Source organism: Nocardia sp. NPDC127606 (assembly GCF_042671725.1).
Lineage (GTDB): Bacteria > Actinomycetota > Actinomycetes > Mycobacteriales > Mycobacteriaceae > Nocardia.
Map to the genome: position 1 here is coordinate 1027980 of NZ_JBHXWQ010000001.1, position 17001 is coordinate 1044980.

At 68.7% G+C, this 17001-nt stretch carries 14 protein-coding genes; 5 read left to right on the forward strand and 9 right to left on the reverse strand.

What is annotated here, in order from left to right:
- The 4 genes from ACFVJ5_RS04875 to ACFVJ5_RS04890 form a co-directional block, all read right to left on the reverse strand.
- Entirely contained in the window at positions 1-1374 is a 1374-nt protein-coding gene (locus ACFVJ5_RS04875; RefSeq protein WP_379218543.1) for an SRPBCC family protein, read from the reverse strand.
- A 29-nt stretch (positions 1375-1403) separates the two neighbouring features.
- Complete coding sequence (locus ACFVJ5_RS04880) at positions 1404-2249, reverse strand: SDR family NAD(P)-dependent oxidoreductase (RefSeq protein ID WP_379219784.1); 846 nt, start codon at positions 2247-2249, stop codon at positions 1404-1406.
- Between the two features lie 8 nt (positions 2250-2257).
- Positions 2258-3853 (reverse strand): SMP-30/gluconolactonase/LRE family protein, encoded by a 1596-nt coding sequence (locus ACFVJ5_RS04885; RefSeq protein ID WP_379218544.1) that lies wholly within the window; start codon positions 3851-3853, stop codon positions 2258-2260.
- A gap of 290 nt (positions 3854-4143) precedes the next feature.
- The gene (locus ACFVJ5_RS04890; RefSeq protein WP_379218545.1) at positions 4144-4938 is read right to left on the reverse strand and encodes a FadR/GntR family transcriptional regulator; all 795 of its coding nucleotides are present in this window, start codon (positions 4936-4938) and stop codon (positions 4144-4146) included.
- Between the two features lie 123 nt (positions 4939-5061).
- Here ACFVJ5_RS04890 and ACFVJ5_RS04895 point away from each other — a divergent pair, with 123 nt between their 5' ends.
- The 5 genes from ACFVJ5_RS04895 (at position 5062) to ACFVJ5_RS04915 (ending at position 10384) form a co-directional block, all read left to right on the forward strand.
- A complete protein-coding gene (locus ACFVJ5_RS04895) occupies positions 5062-6231 on the forward strand; it encodes an acyl-CoA dehydrogenase family protein (RefSeq protein ID WP_379218546.1) in 1170 nt (389 codons plus the stop codon).
- A gap of 170 nt (positions 6232-6401) precedes the next feature.
- On the forward strand, positions 6402-7340 hold the full coding sequence (locus ACFVJ5_RS04900) for an acyl-CoA dehydrogenase family protein (RefSeq protein ID WP_379218547.1): 939 nt from the start codon (positions 6402-6404) through the stop codon (positions 7338-7340).
- A 4-nt stretch (positions 7341-7344) separates the two neighbouring features.
- Positions 7345-8121: an enoyl-CoA hydratase/isomerase family protein gene (locus ACFVJ5_RS04905; RefSeq protein ID WP_379218548.1), complete on the forward strand. Its 777-nt coding sequence runs from the start codon at positions 7345-7347 to the stop codon at positions 8119-8121.
- Positions 8118-9344 carry an acyl-CoA dehydrogenase family protein gene (locus ACFVJ5_RS04910; RefSeq protein ID WP_379218549.1) on the forward strand — a complete coding sequence of 409 codons (1227 nt, stop codon included), beginning with the start codon at positions 8118-8120 and terminating at the stop codon, positions 9342-9344. The genes ACFVJ5_RS04905 and ACFVJ5_RS04910 overlap by 4 nt, the downstream gene beginning before the upstream one ends.
- Entirely contained in the window at positions 9341-10384 is a 1044-nt protein-coding gene (locus ACFVJ5_RS04915) for an acyl-CoA dehydrogenase family protein (RefSeq protein ID WP_379218550.1), read from the forward strand. Before ACFVJ5_RS04910 ends, ACFVJ5_RS04915 begins: the two co-directional genes overlap by 4 nt.
- A gap of 326 nt (positions 10385-10710) precedes the next feature.
- Here the strand turns inward: ACFVJ5_RS04915 and ACFVJ5_RS04920 are convergent, their stop codons facing one another.
- The 5 genes from ACFVJ5_RS04920 to ACFVJ5_RS04940 form a co-directional block, all read right to left on the reverse strand.
- The gene (locus ACFVJ5_RS04920) at positions 10711-12396 is read right to left on the reverse strand and encodes a class I adenylate-forming enzyme family protein (protein ID WP_379218551.1); all 1686 of its coding nucleotides are present in this window, start codon (positions 12394-12396) and stop codon (positions 10711-10713) included.
- Positions 12390-13583 (reverse strand): MaoC family dehydratase N-terminal domain-containing protein, encoded by a 1194-nt coding sequence (locus tag ACFVJ5_RS04925; protein WP_379218552.1) that lies wholly within the window; start codon positions 13581-13583, stop codon positions 12390-12392. Before ACFVJ5_RS04925 ends, ACFVJ5_RS04920 begins: the two co-directional genes overlap by 7 nt.
- Positions 13584-13596: 13 nt before the next feature.
- Positions 13597-14580 (reverse strand): MDR family oxidoreductase, encoded by a 984-nt coding sequence (locus ACFVJ5_RS04930; protein ID WP_379218553.1) that lies wholly within the window; start codon positions 14578-14580, stop codon positions 13597-13599.
- A 103-nt stretch (positions 14581-14683) separates the two neighbouring features.
- Positions 14684-15445 (reverse strand): SDR family NAD(P)-dependent oxidoreductase, encoded by a 762-nt coding sequence (locus ACFVJ5_RS04935; protein ID WP_379218554.1) that lies wholly within the window; start codon positions 15443-15445, stop codon positions 14684-14686.
- On the reverse strand, positions 15442-16962 hold the full coding sequence (locus ACFVJ5_RS04940; protein WP_379218555.1) for a class I adenylate-forming enzyme family protein: 1521 nt from the start codon (positions 16960-16962) through the stop codon (positions 15442-15444). Before ACFVJ5_RS04940 ends, ACFVJ5_RS04935 begins: the two co-directional genes overlap by 4 nt.
- Positions 16963-17001 lie beyond the last annotated feature (39 nt).

A 17001-nucleotide genomic window follows, 5' to 3' on the forward strand; every position in this document is an offset into this window, starting at 1 on the left:
TCAGGCGAGATCACGGGGCGCGCCGGTGTCCATGTACCGGGAGAGGTTGTGGTGCAGGTTCACCACGCTGCGCTCGCGATAGGGGTTGGGCTTGGGACCGGAGAAGCCCCGCGATTTCATGCCCTGCTGGACGGCGGCCATATTGTCGAAGTCCTGTGGCAGCACGGTGCGCCAGCCGGGGTCACCGACCGGGGTGTACTCCCATTCGGTCTGCGGCTCTTGGCCTTCCGGGAACAACTCGAACACCGCGGCCTCGAAGATGCACTTGTCCGGATCGGTGCCGTAGGGGCGGAACCGGTAGCAAAGCATGTTGTTGACCGCGTGCCCGATCTGGAAGTTCGGGAAGATCTGCCAGGCCGTGCCGCTCTTGGCGACGATGTCGGGCTCGACCTTTGGCCAGTCGACGCCGCGCGCCTGGTCCTCGGCCCTGGCCGTTTCGAGCCAGTAGCGCAGCACCTGATCGGACGGGGTGCCCTCGGGCAGCTCGTCGACGAGCCGGTTGGCCACGTCCACCAGCGTGCGGGTGGTGTTGGTATTGGCGTTCTCCCAGGTGAAGTTCTGCAACTGGGCCGTGGAGACCCTGGCGTCGGCACCGCCGCCCACCCGCAGTTTCGCCTGGTTCTCTTCCATCCCCTTCGGCGCGTCGTAGCCGATATTGCTGTGCTTGCCCTGTGCGCGGGCCCAGCCGAGGAAGGAGCCGAAGTTCGAGAACTCCGGGTGGGTGTAGGGGACGTGGTAGGTCTCCATGAACGCCTCGAAGGCGACCTTCCAATTGCAGTCGAAGGTCAGCCATTTGCGCCACCGGTAGCGCATCTTCTCCAGCTCGAAATGCTCGAGCAGGCCCGCGGCGGGTTCGAGGTAGTCGCGCAGCGGCTCGCACTCGGGGTCCATATTGATCCAGACCCAGCCGCCCCACGTGTCGATCTGCACCGTGGCGAGTCCGTCGTTGCGTTCGGTGAGACCGCACGGCCAGTCGTCGCGTTCGGCGATGAAGGTGTTGCGGCCGTCGAGGTCGTAGCGCCAGCCGTGGAAGCTGCAGGTGAACTGGCGGGTCTGGCCGCGGCCGTCGTGCGCGCCAGGGGGAGTGTCCACCAGCCGGCGACCCCGGTGCGCGCACACATTGTGGTAGGCGCGCAAGGTGTCGGGTGCGGTGCGGACCACGATGATCGAGTCGGCGGCGATCTCGTAGGTCAGATAGTCGCCGACCCGGGGAATCTCCTCTACCCGGCAGACCTGCTGCCACACCTTGGCCCACAGGCGGTCGCCCTCGGCCCTGGCGTACTCCGGGGAAATGTAGGCCTCGACGCCGATCGTCTTCGGGGTCGACAGCGGATCCGCGGCGGGATCGCCGGTGGTCTCGGCGGTTTCGGTCATGAGGTCCTCCTGGAGAAACCGTGGGGTGGTCAGCGGGTGATGGCGGCGCGGAAGTCCTCGTTCTCGAGGAACAGCGAGGTGTGGTCCTCGCCGAGATGGGTCCAGCGCAGGTTCAGGCCGCCGTCCACGAGCAGCGTCTGGCCGGTGATGTAGGTGGACAGATCGGAGAGCAGGAACAGGATCGGGCCTGCCTGTTCGTCCGGTTGCCCGCGCCTGCCCATGGTGATGGCGCGGCGATCGCGGTCGGGGTCCTCGCCGACGTAGGCGCGAGAGGCCGGTGTCTCGGTGACGCCGGGCGCCACCGCGTTGACCCGGATCCCGTCCTGCGCGAGTTCCACCGCGAGTGTCCTGGTCGCGGCGACCAGGGCGGCCTTGGCGGTGCCGTAGGCGAGGTGGAACGGTGCGGAGTTCATGCCGCTGATCGAGGAGATCGACACGATGGAACCGGGTAGTTCGCGTGCGCGCAGCTCCCTGGCGACCGCCTGGCTCATGAAGAACATCGTGTCGAGGTTGCGCGCGAACAGGTCGTGCCAGTCGGATCGGGTGATCCGGACGGCGGGCATCCATTGCGACGGGTCGGCGCCACCGGCCACGTTCACCAGTCCGTGCAGGGTGCCGGGGACCGCGTCGACCCGGTCGAGCACGGTCGCGATCCCCTTGTCGGTGCCCGCGTCGGCGGCGACCGGGATCACCGGGAGCCCCTCGGCGACCAGGGGCGCGATGTGGGTGTCGAGGTTCTCGGTCGACCTGCTCACCGCGATGACGGTCGCGCCGGCGCGGGCCGCCATGGCGGTGACGGCGGTGCCGATGCCGCCGCCGCCAGCGCCGGATACGATGACGATGCGTCCGTCGAGGCCGAGGCCGTCGTGCGCCATAGCCGTTGTCACGCTTCCTGATTCAGGGTGAGGACGCTGCCCTCGGCGTCGGCCGAGAGGTAGAGGGTGCCGTCCGGTCCGGCGGTGATGCCCGCGAACGGGCCCATCGGTCCGGAGAACGGCGGGGTGCCCAGCAGCGGCTTGGCGACCACACCCTCTGGCACGCCGACCGGCAGCCCTGCGGCCAGCGTCTGGCGCGCTTTGGTCTCCAGATCGACAACGATGACGGCCTTCAGACCCACGTCGACGACGAACAATTGCGTGCCGCGCACCAGGATGCCGTGCGGTGTATCGAGGTCGTCGACCACGACGTCGACATGGCCGTCCTTGATCGAAACAACCTGCCCCGCACCAGATTCGGAGACCAGGACCGCGTCGTCCGGTCCGAAAGCCACACCAAGCGGACCAGCGAGCCCGGTCGCGATCGCCTCGGCCCGGCCGCCGTGCAACGACATGACCCGGCCGGCACCGAACTCGGCGACGACGATTACGTGATCGGCGGTGGTGGCGATGCCGTAGAGCTGGTCGTAGCCCTGCGCCACGATCTCGGTGCTCGGCTCAGGACCCAGCCGGTAGTAGGCGATCTCACCCGACGAGGTCGAGACGAGGAACTCGCCGGGGCCGACCGAGGTGGCGCCGCGCACGTAACCAGGGGTGTTGACGCTGAACAGCGAGGCGACCGGTTCGAGCTCGCCCGCCCGCAGGACGTAGAAGTACGTGCCGTCGGCGACGTAGAGGTTGCCGTCGTGGCCGAAGGTGAGATCGAGCGGCCACATCAGTCCGCCCGCCAGGATCGGTGCGGTGGCGCCGTGGCTGAGGATCTCGGTGATCGCGCCGGTGAAGCTCGACACGAACAGCCGGTTGCCGACGAACGTGCAATTGTCCAGTCCGGGAGCGAGATTCGCCAGCACTTGCCGGTCGCCGGTGCGCGGGTCGATGCGCAGCACCTCACCGGTGCCGACCTGGGTGGACACCAGGAAGCCCGCGGCGTCGAACTTGACCGAGTCGGGGACGCCGAGATCGCCGACGACACGTTCGGGCTCGCCGCCGTTCGGGTCGACGCGCCAGATGTCGTTGGTGCCCATGACGGGGTAGTAGAGGAGTCCGTCGGGGCCGAATTCCATCGCGTTGGGCATCGGGAGGTTGTCGACCAGTACGCGCGGCGCGCTGCCGTCGAGCGGCAGTTCCATGAGCCGCCCGCCGATCCGGCACTCGTTGACGAACAGTCTGCCCTCGTGGAACGTGATGCCGTTCGCGCCGGGCAGGTCGTCGCGCAGGACGCGGGTGGTGCCGTCGGGGTGCCGCACACTGACGCGGGCGTCCATGTACTCGGTGGCGATGAGATTGCCCTCGGTGTCGAAGACGAGATCGTCGGGGGCGACGATGTCACCGCCCTTGGCACTGATGGTCTCGAGCCGGCCGGTGGCGACGTCGAGTGCGCTGATCTGGCTGCCCGCCACCTGCGCCACATAGATGCGGTCGTCGGCGCCGGTGCGCAGTCCGTTGGCGCCGAAGAGTCGGCTCGGCGGTGTTAGTCGTTGCAGGCGCCAGCCTTCGGCGACGGTGAACGGTGTATCGCTGCTGTAGCGCGCCCCTCGGGTCACTACGGGGCCCTCCCATACGGTCGGATCAGATGTGTTGCGGGCCACAGTACGGCAATCCTCATAAGGATTGCAATATCGGATTCTGCCCTCGAATGTGCAGCTCAGGGGGGTATGTGCCAAGGTGACCCCGGCGGGTGACGTACTGGGGTGCGCTGACCTGGACCTACGCCGTCATTCGGGTCGAAATTGCAAGAACAGCGTATGCGAGAACATGAGAATCAGATTATCGAACGGCCGGAGTAAGGCGTGCGGATATCGGCGAATCGCCGGGTATGGGTGATGTGCCGGGCTCAGGGTCGAGTGTTCGACCGTGGCCGCGCGCCCTGCTTGGACGCGGTGATCATGTCGGAGTTGAACCGATCGAGCACCAGGCTCTGGGTGGCCGCGAGATGGCTGCGGTAGAGCCGCTCGGCCTCGGCGGCGCGACCCGCCTCGATCTCGCCCGCGATGCGCCGGTGGGTGCGCACGGCCGCGTCCGCCCCCTCGTGCGACGGGTACTCACCCTGCTGGGTGAGCTCGAGCGCCCATGCCTCTTCCTGTGTGGACCACAGTGTGACCAGGGCGCTGACCATGTTGCGCACCGTGAGATTAGGCGTGTGGGCCACGATCAGATCGTGGAATTCGCGGGCGGTGTGGGTGAATTCGACGCCGTTGCCGAGTAGCGCCGCCGACTTTTCGACATTCTCGAGCAGTGCGGGCACCACTGTGGTGGCGCGGTCGGCGCGGTCGGCGCAAGCGGCCGCGCACAAGGGTTCGAGCATCCGAAGTCCGGCGGCGAGGTCGCCGAGTGTCACGCGGGCGCCCTGTAGGGCGAGGCCCAAATGGTAGGCCGCCGAGGTCTCGTCCGGCCGGTGCACTTCCGCGCCGCCGACATTGCCGCGGCGGACGGTGACCAGGCCCTCGGTCTCGAGAATGCGCAGTGCCTCACGGATCGACGGGTAGCTGACACCGAAATCCTGGACCAGTTGGTCCTGGGTCGGTAGCCGGTAGTCGGTGTCCCCGGTGAGGATGCGGGCGCGGAGTTCGTCGGCGACCGTCTCGGCGATTCGGCGTTGCGGGACCCTGGTCTGGCGTGCGCCTGTCATGCGACCCGCCCAGTGCGTGCCGCTCCCCGAGTCGTCGCATCCGCCATGGCGGGCAGTCTAGTCGCGACGCCGGTGACCCCACAAATATTGCTATCCTTATGAGGATTGGATACCGTGCGTGGCATGGACTTCACCATGGGTGATGCCGCCGCAGGTCTCCGCGGTGAGCTCCGCGAGTTGATCGCCACACAGGTTCCCGACGGTTTCCTCGGCGCGTTCACTGATGAGCCCGCGGACCTCACGACGGCGCAGCGGTTCTGTGGCGTGCTCGCCGATCGTGGGTTGCTCTGCGCGGCATGGCCGCAACGCTACGGCGGGCGTGGCAGTTCGGTGTGGGAGCAGACCGTGGTCCGCGAGGAAATGTGGGCCCATCACGAACCGCGCGGGGCCCAGTACATGGGCGTCAACTGGGTGGGCCCGGCGATCATGCGGCACGGCAGCGCCGAACAGCAGCACGAGCATCTGCCGCCGATCGCAGGCGGTGAAGTGATCTGGTGCCAAGGGTTTTCCGAGCCGGACGCAGGTTCGGACCTGGCTTCGCTGCGCACCTCGGCGCGCCGCGTCGGAAACGGCTGGCGCATCAGCGGGCAGAAGATCTGGACCTCCTACGCCACGATGGCGCAGTGGTGCTTCCTGCTGGCCCGCACCTCCGATGGTGGCCGTAAGCAGCAGGGGCTCACGGTGTTTCTGCTGCCGATGTCGGCGCCGGGCATCGAGGTACACCCGATTCGTTCCATGCTCGGACCGCACCACCTCAACGAGGTGTTCTTCGACGACGTACCCGCCATGGCAGCCGATGTGCTCGGCCGGGTGGACGAAGGCTGGGCGGTGGTGCAGGAGGTGCTGGCCTTCGAACGGGTCGGCATCGCTCGCTACGCCCGCTGCGAACGGCTGTTGCAGCTGGCACCGACCGTGATCGGTGCGCGCTGGGACGACATTCCGGCAGCGCTGCGTGGCCGGTGGGCACGCATGCTCATCCGGGCCCGGCGGGCCCGGCTGCTGGCCTATCAGGTGCTGGCCACCCAGAGCGCGGGCGCCGTCGCGCCCGGTGACGCCGCCGCTTACCGCATCGCGGTCACCCGGCTGGATCAGGAGAGCGCGGCCCTGCTGTCCGAACTCGCCGCGCACCTGCCCGACGAACAGGGCGCGCGGCGACTGTTCCGCCGGGCGGTCGACGATCACTGGCGGTACGCCAACGCGGCGACCGTGGCCTCGGGGAGTATCGAGATGCAGCAGATCCTGCTGGCACGCGCGTTGCTGTTCGGCACTCGGCGAGCTGGGGTTCCGGCGTGAGTACGGCCGTTCCGCCGCCGAGGGGAGAGCAGGGTCGCCGCGTGGGTGTGGCGGCACCGCCGCTGGATGGAGAGGGGGGTTCTCGCATGGGTATGGCAGCGGTGCCGCAAGAGGGAGACCGGGGCTCGCGTGTGATGGCGGCTGTACCTCCGCCGCGGGGAGAGGGGCCGATGAACCTCGAATTGGCTGATGAGGCAATCGAATTCGGTACGCAGGTGCTGCGTGCGCTGGGTGCCGCGGGTGGGGACGAGCTCGTGCGTGCCGCGGAGATCGAACCAGCGAACCGGAGTGCACTGGTCGAGCCGGTGCTGTCGCGCCTCGGTGCGTGGGAGCTGGCGCCGCGCCGGGATCCGGTGGAACTGGAGGCGGCCGCGGCGTTGTGCCGCAGTGCGGGTTACTGGGCCACTCCATATCCGGTGGCGGAGCGGCTCGCCCGGCCGGATGGGGCCGACGCTCTGTTCGTTGTGGCGGGGCCGCAACCCGCTGCCGCGGTAGGTGGCCTCACGCTGCGGATCATGGCGATCGACCCTGATGGGCGGCGTGGTTCGGTCACCGCGTTGCCCGCGAGGGGGACGGCACGCGAGACGGCGTTCGTCACCCCGATTGCGGTGCGGCCGATGGACGCCGACGGTATCGATGACCTGGCTCTGGCTGTGGCACTGCCGTGTTGGACGTTGCTCGGCATGCTGGATCGCGCGCTCGCCTTGGCCGGTGATCACGTGCTCGTGCGCGAACAGTTCGGCAAGCGGCTGGCGGAGTTCCAGTCCGTGCAGTTCCAGCTGACCGACGCCGAAGTGGAGCGCAAGGGCGTGGAGATGCTCGCGCGCTACGCGCTGTGGAGCATTCAGACCGGGCAACCCGATGCCGTGGCCGACGCGCTCGCGCTGCGGCTGGCCGCGCTGGAAGCCGCCGAGATCGTCTTCCGTGTCGCGCATCAGGTGCACGGCGCGCTCGGTTTCTGTGACGAATCCCCGCTGTCGTGGCTGTCGCGGCACAGTCTGCCGCTGCGTCGATTGCCGTTGGGAATCACCGGCACCGAGGACCTGCTCACCCGTCGGATCGGCACCCGCGGGCTGGCCGGGCCGTTCTCCGACCCACAGGGAGCGTGAACCGATGACCGACACACTGCCCCCCGGACTCACCGTGACCGCCGACGGCCCGGTCCGCACGGTATTGATCGACCGCCCTGACGAACTCAACGCGGTGAACGCCGACCTCCATCGCGCGCTGGCCCAGGTATGGCGACTGCTGGCCGCCGACACCGAGGCCAGGGTGGTCATCCTGACCGGGGCGGGCCGGGCCTTCAGCGCCGGCGGCGACCTGGCCTGGATCACCTCCTTTCTCGACGATCCGGCGGCCAGGGACGAGAGCATCCGCGAAGGCGCGGAGATCATCGAAGAGATGCTGCGCTTCCCGCTGCCGGTCATCGCCGCGGTGAACGGTGCGGCGGTCGGTCTCGGCGCGAGCATCGCGGTGCTCTGCGATGTGGTGCTGATGTCGGAGACGGCATATCTGGCCGATCCGCATGTCGCGGTCGGGCTGGTGGCCGGTGACGGTGGCGCCGCCTTCTGGCCGTTGCTCACCCCGATTCTGCGTACCCGCGAATTCCTCTACACCGGTGACCGAATCGACGCTGCCACGGCGGTTTCGGTGGGCCTGGCGAGCCGGACGACGCCCCCGGACACCCTGCTGGACGAGGCACGTACACTCGCGCACCGCCTGGCAGCTCAGCCGGTCGAGGCGATCCGCGGCACCAAGCGGGTGGTGAACATGTACCTCACCCAGGCGCTGGCCGGTCCGCTGCAAGCGGGATTCGCCGCCGAGGTGGTGTCGATGCAGACCGACGAACACCGCGAGCGCCTGCGCGGGTTGCGACGGCACACCCGATGACGCGAGCCGTAATCCAGCCCCACGCCTGGCCCGAGGATCTCGACGAGTTCCGCGAGCACGTCCGCCGGTGGTGCCGCCAGCACATTCCGGCGGAGTGGCGGCAGACCCAGACCGGCGCCTCCGACGCGGAATTCGCGCGGTTCCAACAGGATTGGTTCCAGCGCTTACGCGCGGCGGGGTTCGCGGTGCCGCACTGGCCCGCCGAATTCGGCGGTGGCATGCCGGTGTCGCACCAGATCGTGCTGTACCAGGAACTGGCCGCGCACGACGCGCCGCGCCTGGTGCTCGCGTTCGTCGCCATCCATCACGCGGCCGCCACGCTGCTCGCGGCCGGCACCGACGAACAGCGGGCGCGACACCTGCCCGCCATTCTCGACGGGGAGATCTGGGTGCAGGGCTTCTCCGAACCCGACGCGGGCTCGGACCTGGCCGCGCTGCGCACCACGGCCCGCCGTGACGGCGACGACTGGGTGATCACCGGGCAGAAGGTGTGGGCCAGCGGCGCGCAGTACGCGCACTGGTGCCTGCTGCTCGCCCGCTCCGACCCGTCTGCTCCTGCCCGACAAGGGATTTCGTACTTCCTGGTCGACATGCGCAGCCCCGGTATCGAGGTGCGACCGATTCGGCAGGCCACCGGCGAATCCCACTTCTGCGAGATCTTCCTGGATCAGGTGCGGGTTCCGGCGAGCAATCTGGTCGGCGCCGAGAACGCCGGATGGCAGGTCGCCCAGCGCACGCTCGGCGCCGAGCGCGGGCTGACCATGCTCGAACTGGCCGAACGACTCGGCAATGCCGGCTTCCGGTGGCTGGTCGCCGATGCCGCGCGGATCGGCCCCGGTGGTCGGGCGCTGGACGATCCGGTGGTCGGCGATCGTCTCGCCGAGTTGGAGATCGAGCTCACCGGACTGCGCGCGATGTGCCGTGACCTGGTGCTGCGGCACGAAACGAACACGGTCGGCCCGGCCGACGCGTCCATCATCAAGCTGTACTACAGCGAACTGCTGCAACGCATGACCGATTTCGGCGCCGAGCTGGGCGGTGTCGGCGCGCACACGGTATTGCGCAAGCCGATGTCGGGCGGTTGGGAGTCCGGTGCGTGGGTGCTGGACTTCGTCGGCTCCTGGGAGTGGACCATTCCCGGTGGCACCAGCGAAATCCAGCGGACCATCATCGCCGAGCGCGGCCTCGGGCTGCCTCGGGAACCAGCAGCGGGGCAACGATGAACGAATTCGCCGAGTTCCACGACGAACTACGCACTCTCGCACGGGAAGTGCTGAAGAAGGCGGGACCCGATCCGGTGTCGTGGGCGACCGTCACTCGTGCCGGGTGGCCCGGCTTGGCGGCGCCGGTCGAATTCGACGGCGCGGGAGCCACTTTCGCCGAAGTGGCGGTGCTGCTCGATGAGGTGGGGCGCGCCGCGGCTGCTACCGCACTACCCACCGTGCTGGCATTGTCGGTGCCCGCGCTGGTCGATGTGGCAGCGGATGCGCTGCGCGACAGGGTAGTACGCGAGACGATCGCCGGGGTAGTGCTGCCGGTGCTGGTACTAGACGCGAGCAGTGACGCCGACCCGGCATTCGTCCTCGAATCCGCCGCCAAACCTCGATTGAGCGGCTCGGCGGAGTTCGTGCTCGACGCGTCGGCGGCCGACCTGCTGCTCGTTCCCGTGCGCGAGAATGCGGGGACCTGGCTGCTCGTCGCCGTGGCGCCCGGTACCCCCGGCCTGTCGATCACTCCGGTACCACTCGTCGATGCCACCCGGTCGGCGGCAACGGTGATCGCCGACCGAGCCGCGGTGCGGGCCGTGTGGCGTTTCCGAGGCACACCGGCGGATCTGCGGGCGCGAGCCGCCGTGGCCATCGCGTGCGACTCCCTCGGTTCGGCCGATGCCATGCTGGCGGCGACGGTCGAATATGTGCGCGTGCGTGAACAATTCGGCCGACCGGTGGGCTCGTTCCAAGCGGTGAAGCACGCCTGCGCGGACATGCTGGTCCAGGTGACCCTCGCGCGGCACCTGGTGGACGCCGCTGTCCGCGCGATCGTCGACGGCGCGGCGGACGCGGCAGTCGCCGCAGCGGTGGCCAAGGCGTACACAACCGGTGCCGCGGTGCGGGTGGCCGGGGCCGCGATGCAATTGCACGGCGGATACGGCTACACCTGGGACAGCGGCGTACACGTCCACCTCAAACGCGCGACCCTGAACCGCGCACTCTTCGGCACACCGGCGACCCACCGGAAGACACTGGCTGCCCGCTACGTGTAAGTTTCCACTGCCCACTGCCCACTGCCCACTGCCCACTGCCCGTAGTTGCGCTGCGCGTAGTTCTGCTGCGCGCGACGCGTAGTTTCTTCGGCACACTAGTAGACACAGCCCGCCAGCTACCAGTAGTCCCGCTGCGCGCGAAGCGTAGTTGCCGCTGGACGCGACGCGTTGGTCCCGCTGGACGCGTCGGGGCGGTGATGCCGAAGCGCGAGAGGCTCCGACCCCGACTCCGTTGTCGGCGTGGGAACCCCTCGCGCGCACAATCACCGGGCGGTACCGCGGCGACATCGTCGGCGCCGCGGGTGCGGCTCGGTGACTGTGCCGGGCTACTGCGCCAGCCGTGCGGCGGCGAGCTCCCGCAGGTCGGCCGACTTGATCTTGGCGCTGCCGGTGAGCGAGAAGTCGTCCTCGGCGAAGAGCAGCACATGCCGGGGCACCTTGTAGCTGGCGAGACGTTCACGCAGGAATCCGCGCAGCAGCTCACCGTCGAGGTGGGTGTCCGGTCGCGGCACCACGCAGGCGACGACCACCTCACCGAGGGTGTCGTGCGGAACGCCGACGGTGCGCCCGATCTTCACTCCGGGATAGCGGGCCAGTTGTTCGTCCACCTCGAGCGGCGAGACGTTGGCCCCACCGGTTTTGATGATGTCGGTAAGCCTGCCCGTCCAGTACAGCCGGTCCTCGTCGTCGAGGTAACCGCCGTCGCCGGTGTGGAAATAGCCTTCGGTGTCGAGGGTTTCGTCCAGCGGGGTGCCGAGGTACCCGAGCATGAGTGTGGGCCCTTTGATGCAGATCTCACCGCTGTCACCGCGGTCGAGGACAGCCCCGGTGAGCGGGTCGGCGATCTTCACCCGCACCCCCGGCAGCGGAATTCCGCTGCTGCCCGCATGCACCTCGTCGGGTGTGCAGGCGGGGTAGCAGGTGGAGATCGTGAACGTTTCGGTGTTGCCGTAGGCGTGGCCGCATTCGGTCCAGTCGGTCCGCACCGTGGGGTGCGTGCCGGCCGGCGTGCCGCGATCCACGAATGTCAGGCTGCTCAGATCGGCGTCCGGCCAGTTCGGCGCGGCGGCGAGCTGGGCCCACTGGTGCGGCCAGGCCACCGGGAAGGTGACCTGCTCCGATTCGAACAGCGCGACCGCCTCGGCGGCGTCGAACAGGCGCTGTAGCACCAGGGTTCCGCCCACCGCCAGCGTCGCGCCCAGCGCCTGCCCGAAATTGCCGGACCAGAAGAAGCCGTTGGCGGCCCAGCATCGCACGGTGTCGTGTGGGTCGAAGGCGAACATGCGCCCGAATCGCCACATCTGCACCGCGACACCACGATGGGCGCTGCGAATGCCCTTGGGTTTGCTGGTGGTGCCGGACGAGAAGAAGATCACCGCGGTGTCGCTGGGCTGGACCGAATTCGCGGTGGCCGCAATCAGTTCGGCCGGTTCGGACGTGCCCCGAGCCAGGAAGTCGGACCACGTCTCGATCGCGGTATCGGGTGCCGACTCACCGACTACGGCGAGGTGCCGCAGAAACGGGTACGCCGTTGACCTGGCCCCAGACGAATCACCCAGTGCCGGTTCGAGTTCGGTGAGCACCGAGACGAAATCGGTTCGCGCGACCTGCCGTTCGAACAGCAACACCGAGACATCGGAAACCCGCAACAAATGGTCGAGCTCGGCGGAGGTGGAGAAGGTACTCAGTGCGACGGCGACCCCACCTGCCAGGGAAGTACCGAAGACCGCGGCCAGCCACTCCGGCCGGTTCGTCATCAGGACCCCGACCCGCGTGTCCTTGCCGACACCGCAGGCACGCAGGGCACGCGCCACCTCGACCGCACGGTCCCACAGCTCGAGGTAGGTCCAGCTGGTCACACCGGTGCCATCGTGCGCGCGCAGCGCCTGCCGGTCGCCGAACCGCTCGGTCACCTCGCGCAGAAAACCGGGCAGGGTGAGCGTTCCCAGGCCGGGTTCGTCGGAGAGCGGCGGGCCGACCGCGATCGCCGCGGCGGCAGGCGAATTCAGCATGGCAGTTCGATCTCGGCGGTGCAGGTCACCAGCGTGGCGTTGTCCTGGTTGGTGAGTTTCAGTCGCACCTGGACCAGGGGTACACCCCACGCGGAATCGGGTTCCTTGCCGATGATCTCGGCGTCGAAATAGGTCACGTCGCCTTCGAACGCCGGACCACGGAAGTCGGCCTTGGTGTGCCGGACCAGACCGTCGTTGCCCGCCCAGTACGCGAGATAGTCGGTACACCAGGCACCCATCGTCGCGCCGTACCCATAGGCCCTCGCCATCCCGACCTCACCGGCCTTGTCGGCATCGATATGGCCGCGCGAGGGGCCGACGTAGAGGCCGTCGCGCTTGCGCGGGTCGATCCGCGCGCCTTCCTCGTCGAACCCGAATCCGTCGGTCCAGCCGGGATCCTGATTGATCCACGGGTCATCGAGCCCCTCGGGCGCCGTCCAGCCGAAGGTGCCCCAGATGTTGAACAGGAACGCCCGATACTCGGTGGTGAAACTGGCGATGCTGTGCGGGCCGATCACCCGGCGCGGGAGCACGTCGCCCACCTTCACCTCGTCGAAACGCGGTGAGATCCCGTCGCGGTTGGACAGGATCCACTCGTGGCGCAGGCGGTCGACATCGACGAGTTCGTCCTGGGTCCACCGCTTCACCGCACCGAGCTGGTTGTCGTACATGCCACGCTTGGTGGCCTCCGCGGCGAGATAGCGGATGGCGGTGGAGCGCTCCCTGGCGACGAGCACGCCGTGCTGATTGCGGTGGGTGGTGTCACCGCGCGAGAACATCGTGGGTCCGGCGAACTTCGTGTCGGCCACCGAGTAGTCGTGGAAACGCCGCTCCTGGAACAGGGTGTCGCCGGGGCGCACCGGCGCGCCGTAGAACCACCACTCCTCGCCACCGAAGATCAGATGGCTGCCCGGGATGCGCCCGACACACGCGGGCTGGGCTCCGTGTCCGTAATCCAGTGCTACCGCGATGGATTGGGGCGCGACGAGCCCGCCGTAGCGGGAACTGCCCGCGAATTCGTGATCCCAGTGCAGCGGGTTCGGGTAGTCCATCGCCATCACCCAGCGGCGGATGTCGGAGGTGCTGCACGGATCCCATAGTTGCCCGCCACCGACCGGCTTGCCGACGCGGTGGTCCACATCTGTGAGGTCGAGTTCGATTGCGGCGGTGCGCCTTTTCGTGGCCACAGGATTCTCCAGTTCAGCGGTTGACGTCGACGACGAGACGGCCACGCACGGTGCCGTCGAAGAATTGGTTCGCGGCCGAGATCGCCTCGCCCAGCGGCACTTCGGTGGCGATGGATTCGAGTGCGGCCGGATCGAGGTCGCGGGCCAGCCGCGCCCACGCCTGCGTGCGGCGCGGTGTGGGCGCCTGCACGCTGTCGATGCCGTAGAGGGTGACCCCGCGAAGAATGAACGGGGCGACCGTGCCGGGCAGATCCATGCCGTGGGCCAGACCGCACGCGGCGACGGCACCGTCGTAGCGGGTCTGCGCGAGCGCGTTCACCAGCGTGTGGCTGCCCGCGGCCTCGACCACACCCGCCCAGCGCTCTTTCTGCAATGCCTTTCCACGCTCGACGAGTTCGGCTCGGTCGATGATGGTGCTCGCGCCGAGATCCTTCAGATAGCCGGCCTCGGCGGGCTTGCCGGTGGCCGCGGCCACGGTGTAGCCGATCGCGGTGAGCAGGGCGATGGCAACACTGCCGACACCACCGGTCGCGCCGGTCACCAGGACCTCGCCGTCGTCGGGATCGACGCCGTGTCGTACCAGCGCTTCCACGCACAGACTCGCGGTGTATCCGGCGGTGCCGATCGCCATCGCCTGCCGTGCGGTGAACGCGTCCGGGAGTGGGATCAGCCAGTCGCCGCGCAGCCGGGCGCGTTGTGCGAGACCGCCCCAGTGGGTTTCGCCGACGCCCCAGCCGTTGAGCACCACCGCGTCGCCGGGGGACCAGCTGGGGTGGCTGCTCTCGGCGACCACGCCTGCCAGGTCGATGCCGGGCACCATGGGAAACGATCGGACCACCGGCGATTTTCCGGTGATGGCGAGCGCGTCTTTGTAGTTGAGGGTGGAGTACGCGACGTCGACGGTGACGTCACCGTCGGGGAGCTCGTTGTCGGACACACGGGTCAACGAGACCTTCGTTTCCGAACCGCTCTTATCGAGGAGTATTGCCGAGAACATCGGGAGGGCCCTTCCACTAGGTGGAGAATCACATTCTCCACTAGGTATAATCATGCTTTCATCAGGTGTGTTCGGTGTCAACCCGCCGTCGGCGGAGGTGGTGTCAGCGCGCGGTCCAGCCGCCGTCGACCACGATGGTTTGTCCGGTCACGTAGCGCGCGGCGTCGCCGGCGAGCCAGGTGATGGCGCCGACCAGGTCCTGCGCCGTGCCTTCGCTGGGCAGTGGGGTGTTGCGGCGCAGGTACTCGGCGCCGCGGGGGCTGTCGTAGAGGCTGTCGGTGATCTCGCTGCGGAAGAAGCCGGGCGCGACGGTGTTCACCCGGATCGAGTGCCGGGCCCACTGCACCGCGAGTTCGGTGGTGAGCCCGGACAATCCGGCCTTGCTCGCCGCGTACGAGGCCTGGGGGATACCAGGAATGCCCACCCGGCCGCTGATCGAGGAAACATTGACGACTGAACCGCCCCCGGCGTCGCGCATGTGCGCGAAAATCGCCTGGGCCAGCAGGAGCGGGGCCACCAGGTTGAGGCCGAGGGTGCGCTCGACGGCGTCGAGTGGTTCGTCTTCGGCGCGCTCGGTGGTGAATCTGTTGCCCGCCGCGTTCACCAGGATCGTCGGCGGGCCGAGTTGTTCGGCGACAGTCGGTACCACGGTGGCGATCTGCGCCGGATCGGCCAGATCGCAGACCGCCGCTAGTCCGTCGATGCGGGTAGCGAGGTCGGTCAGCCGGTCGGCGCGGCGGGCGAGGACCGCGACGCTGGCGCCGAGCTCGGCGAGTGCCTCGGCCACCGCGGCGCCGAGTCCCGACGACGCGCCGGTCACCACCGCGACCCGGCCGGTCAAATCGAACAACCGCAGGGCGCTCATCGCTGCGCCCGCTGCGCGAGTGCGGTGAGCCCGGTGCGCTCGATCTTGCCCATGGCGTTCATCGGCAGCGCATCCACTCTCGTCCAGATCTCGGGCACCTTGTAACCGGCGAGTTCGCGTCGGCACAGCGCCGCGAGTTCATCGAAATCGATAGTGGTAGAGCTTGTTTCGACAAGAGCGGCGACCTTCTGTCCGAGTCGTTCGTCCGGCACGGGGCATACCGCCACCTTGGTGACGTCGGGGTGGATCGCCAGCACCCGCTCCACTTCGAGTGGGTAGACGTTCGCGCCACCGCGGATGATCACCATCTTCTTCCGGTCAAGCACCGCGAGCTGTCCGGCCGGGTCGACCGTGCCGATGTCGCCGGTAGCCAAGGGGCCCAAGGGAAGTGGGTGTATCTCACCGTCGGACCAGTGGCCGAGCGGAGGTCGCCAGAGTCCGGCCCACAGGCCGTCGCTCGCTGCGGTCAGGCAGAGCTCGCCCAGTGCACCCGGTGGGAGGCGATGGCCCTCGTCGTCGTAGGCAGCCACGTCGAGGTGGGGGAGCACCCGGCCGCTGCTCCCCCGCGTCCAGTCGGTGCCGGGCGGGTCGATGGCGACCACCGTCGGTGCCTCGGTGAGGCCGTAGGTCGTTCGGGGTACGAGCCCGTGAGCGTCGGCGAAGGTGGTGCGAACCGCGTCCGGGGTATCGCTGCCGCCGCTCCAGATCTCTTGCAGGGAGAGGAGATTCGCGTCCGGACGGCGCGCCAGGTCGTAGAGCTGGGCCGGGGCGCCGTTCCACACCGTCACCCGGTGCTCGGCGATCCACTCGGCCACCCCGGCCACGTCGCGACGGTCCATGATCACCGCGCAACCACCCGCCTGGGCCGTGGTGAGCGTGGACAACACCATCATGTTCAGGATGGTGAGCGGGAAACTGTCGCCCCGGCGCAGGTCAGGGCCCCACCCGCGAGTGTCGACCGTGACGGCGCCGGGCAGCATCAGATTGCGCTGGCTGTGCACCACGGCCTTTGGTCGCCCGGAGGTGCCGCTGGTGAACGCGATGCCCGCGGCGGCGTCGATGTCGTGGGTGATCTCGGGCGCGGGTTCGGCGCGGGCGAGCTCGTCGGCCCAGCAATCCGGATCCACGGCTCGCGGTGAGGTGGCGCGCCACTGCGGACCGGCCAGAACCACGGTGGGATCGCAGAGATCGTGCAGGTACTGCTGTTCGGCCGGGGCGTTCGCCTCGCCGATACCCGCCCAGATCGCGCCGATCCGCTGCGCGCCGTGGAACGCGGCGACGATGCCGAGGTCATTGGGCAGGCAGGCCGCGACCCGGGCGCCGGGGCGGACCCCGAGCGACCACAGCGCACCGGCCGCCCGCGCCCCCTGCTCGTCGAGTTCGGCGTAGCTCCACGCGCCCGACGCGGCGATCAGCGCGGTGGCGTCGGGGCGGGTGCGCAGGGGGGTGTCGAGCACCGTCGCGATGGGGCGCGGAGCACGGATTTTGCCGATGTTGCTGTCCACGCCTTCTTTCATAGCACTATCCTTGCAAGGATTCACTAGTTAGCCCGAACG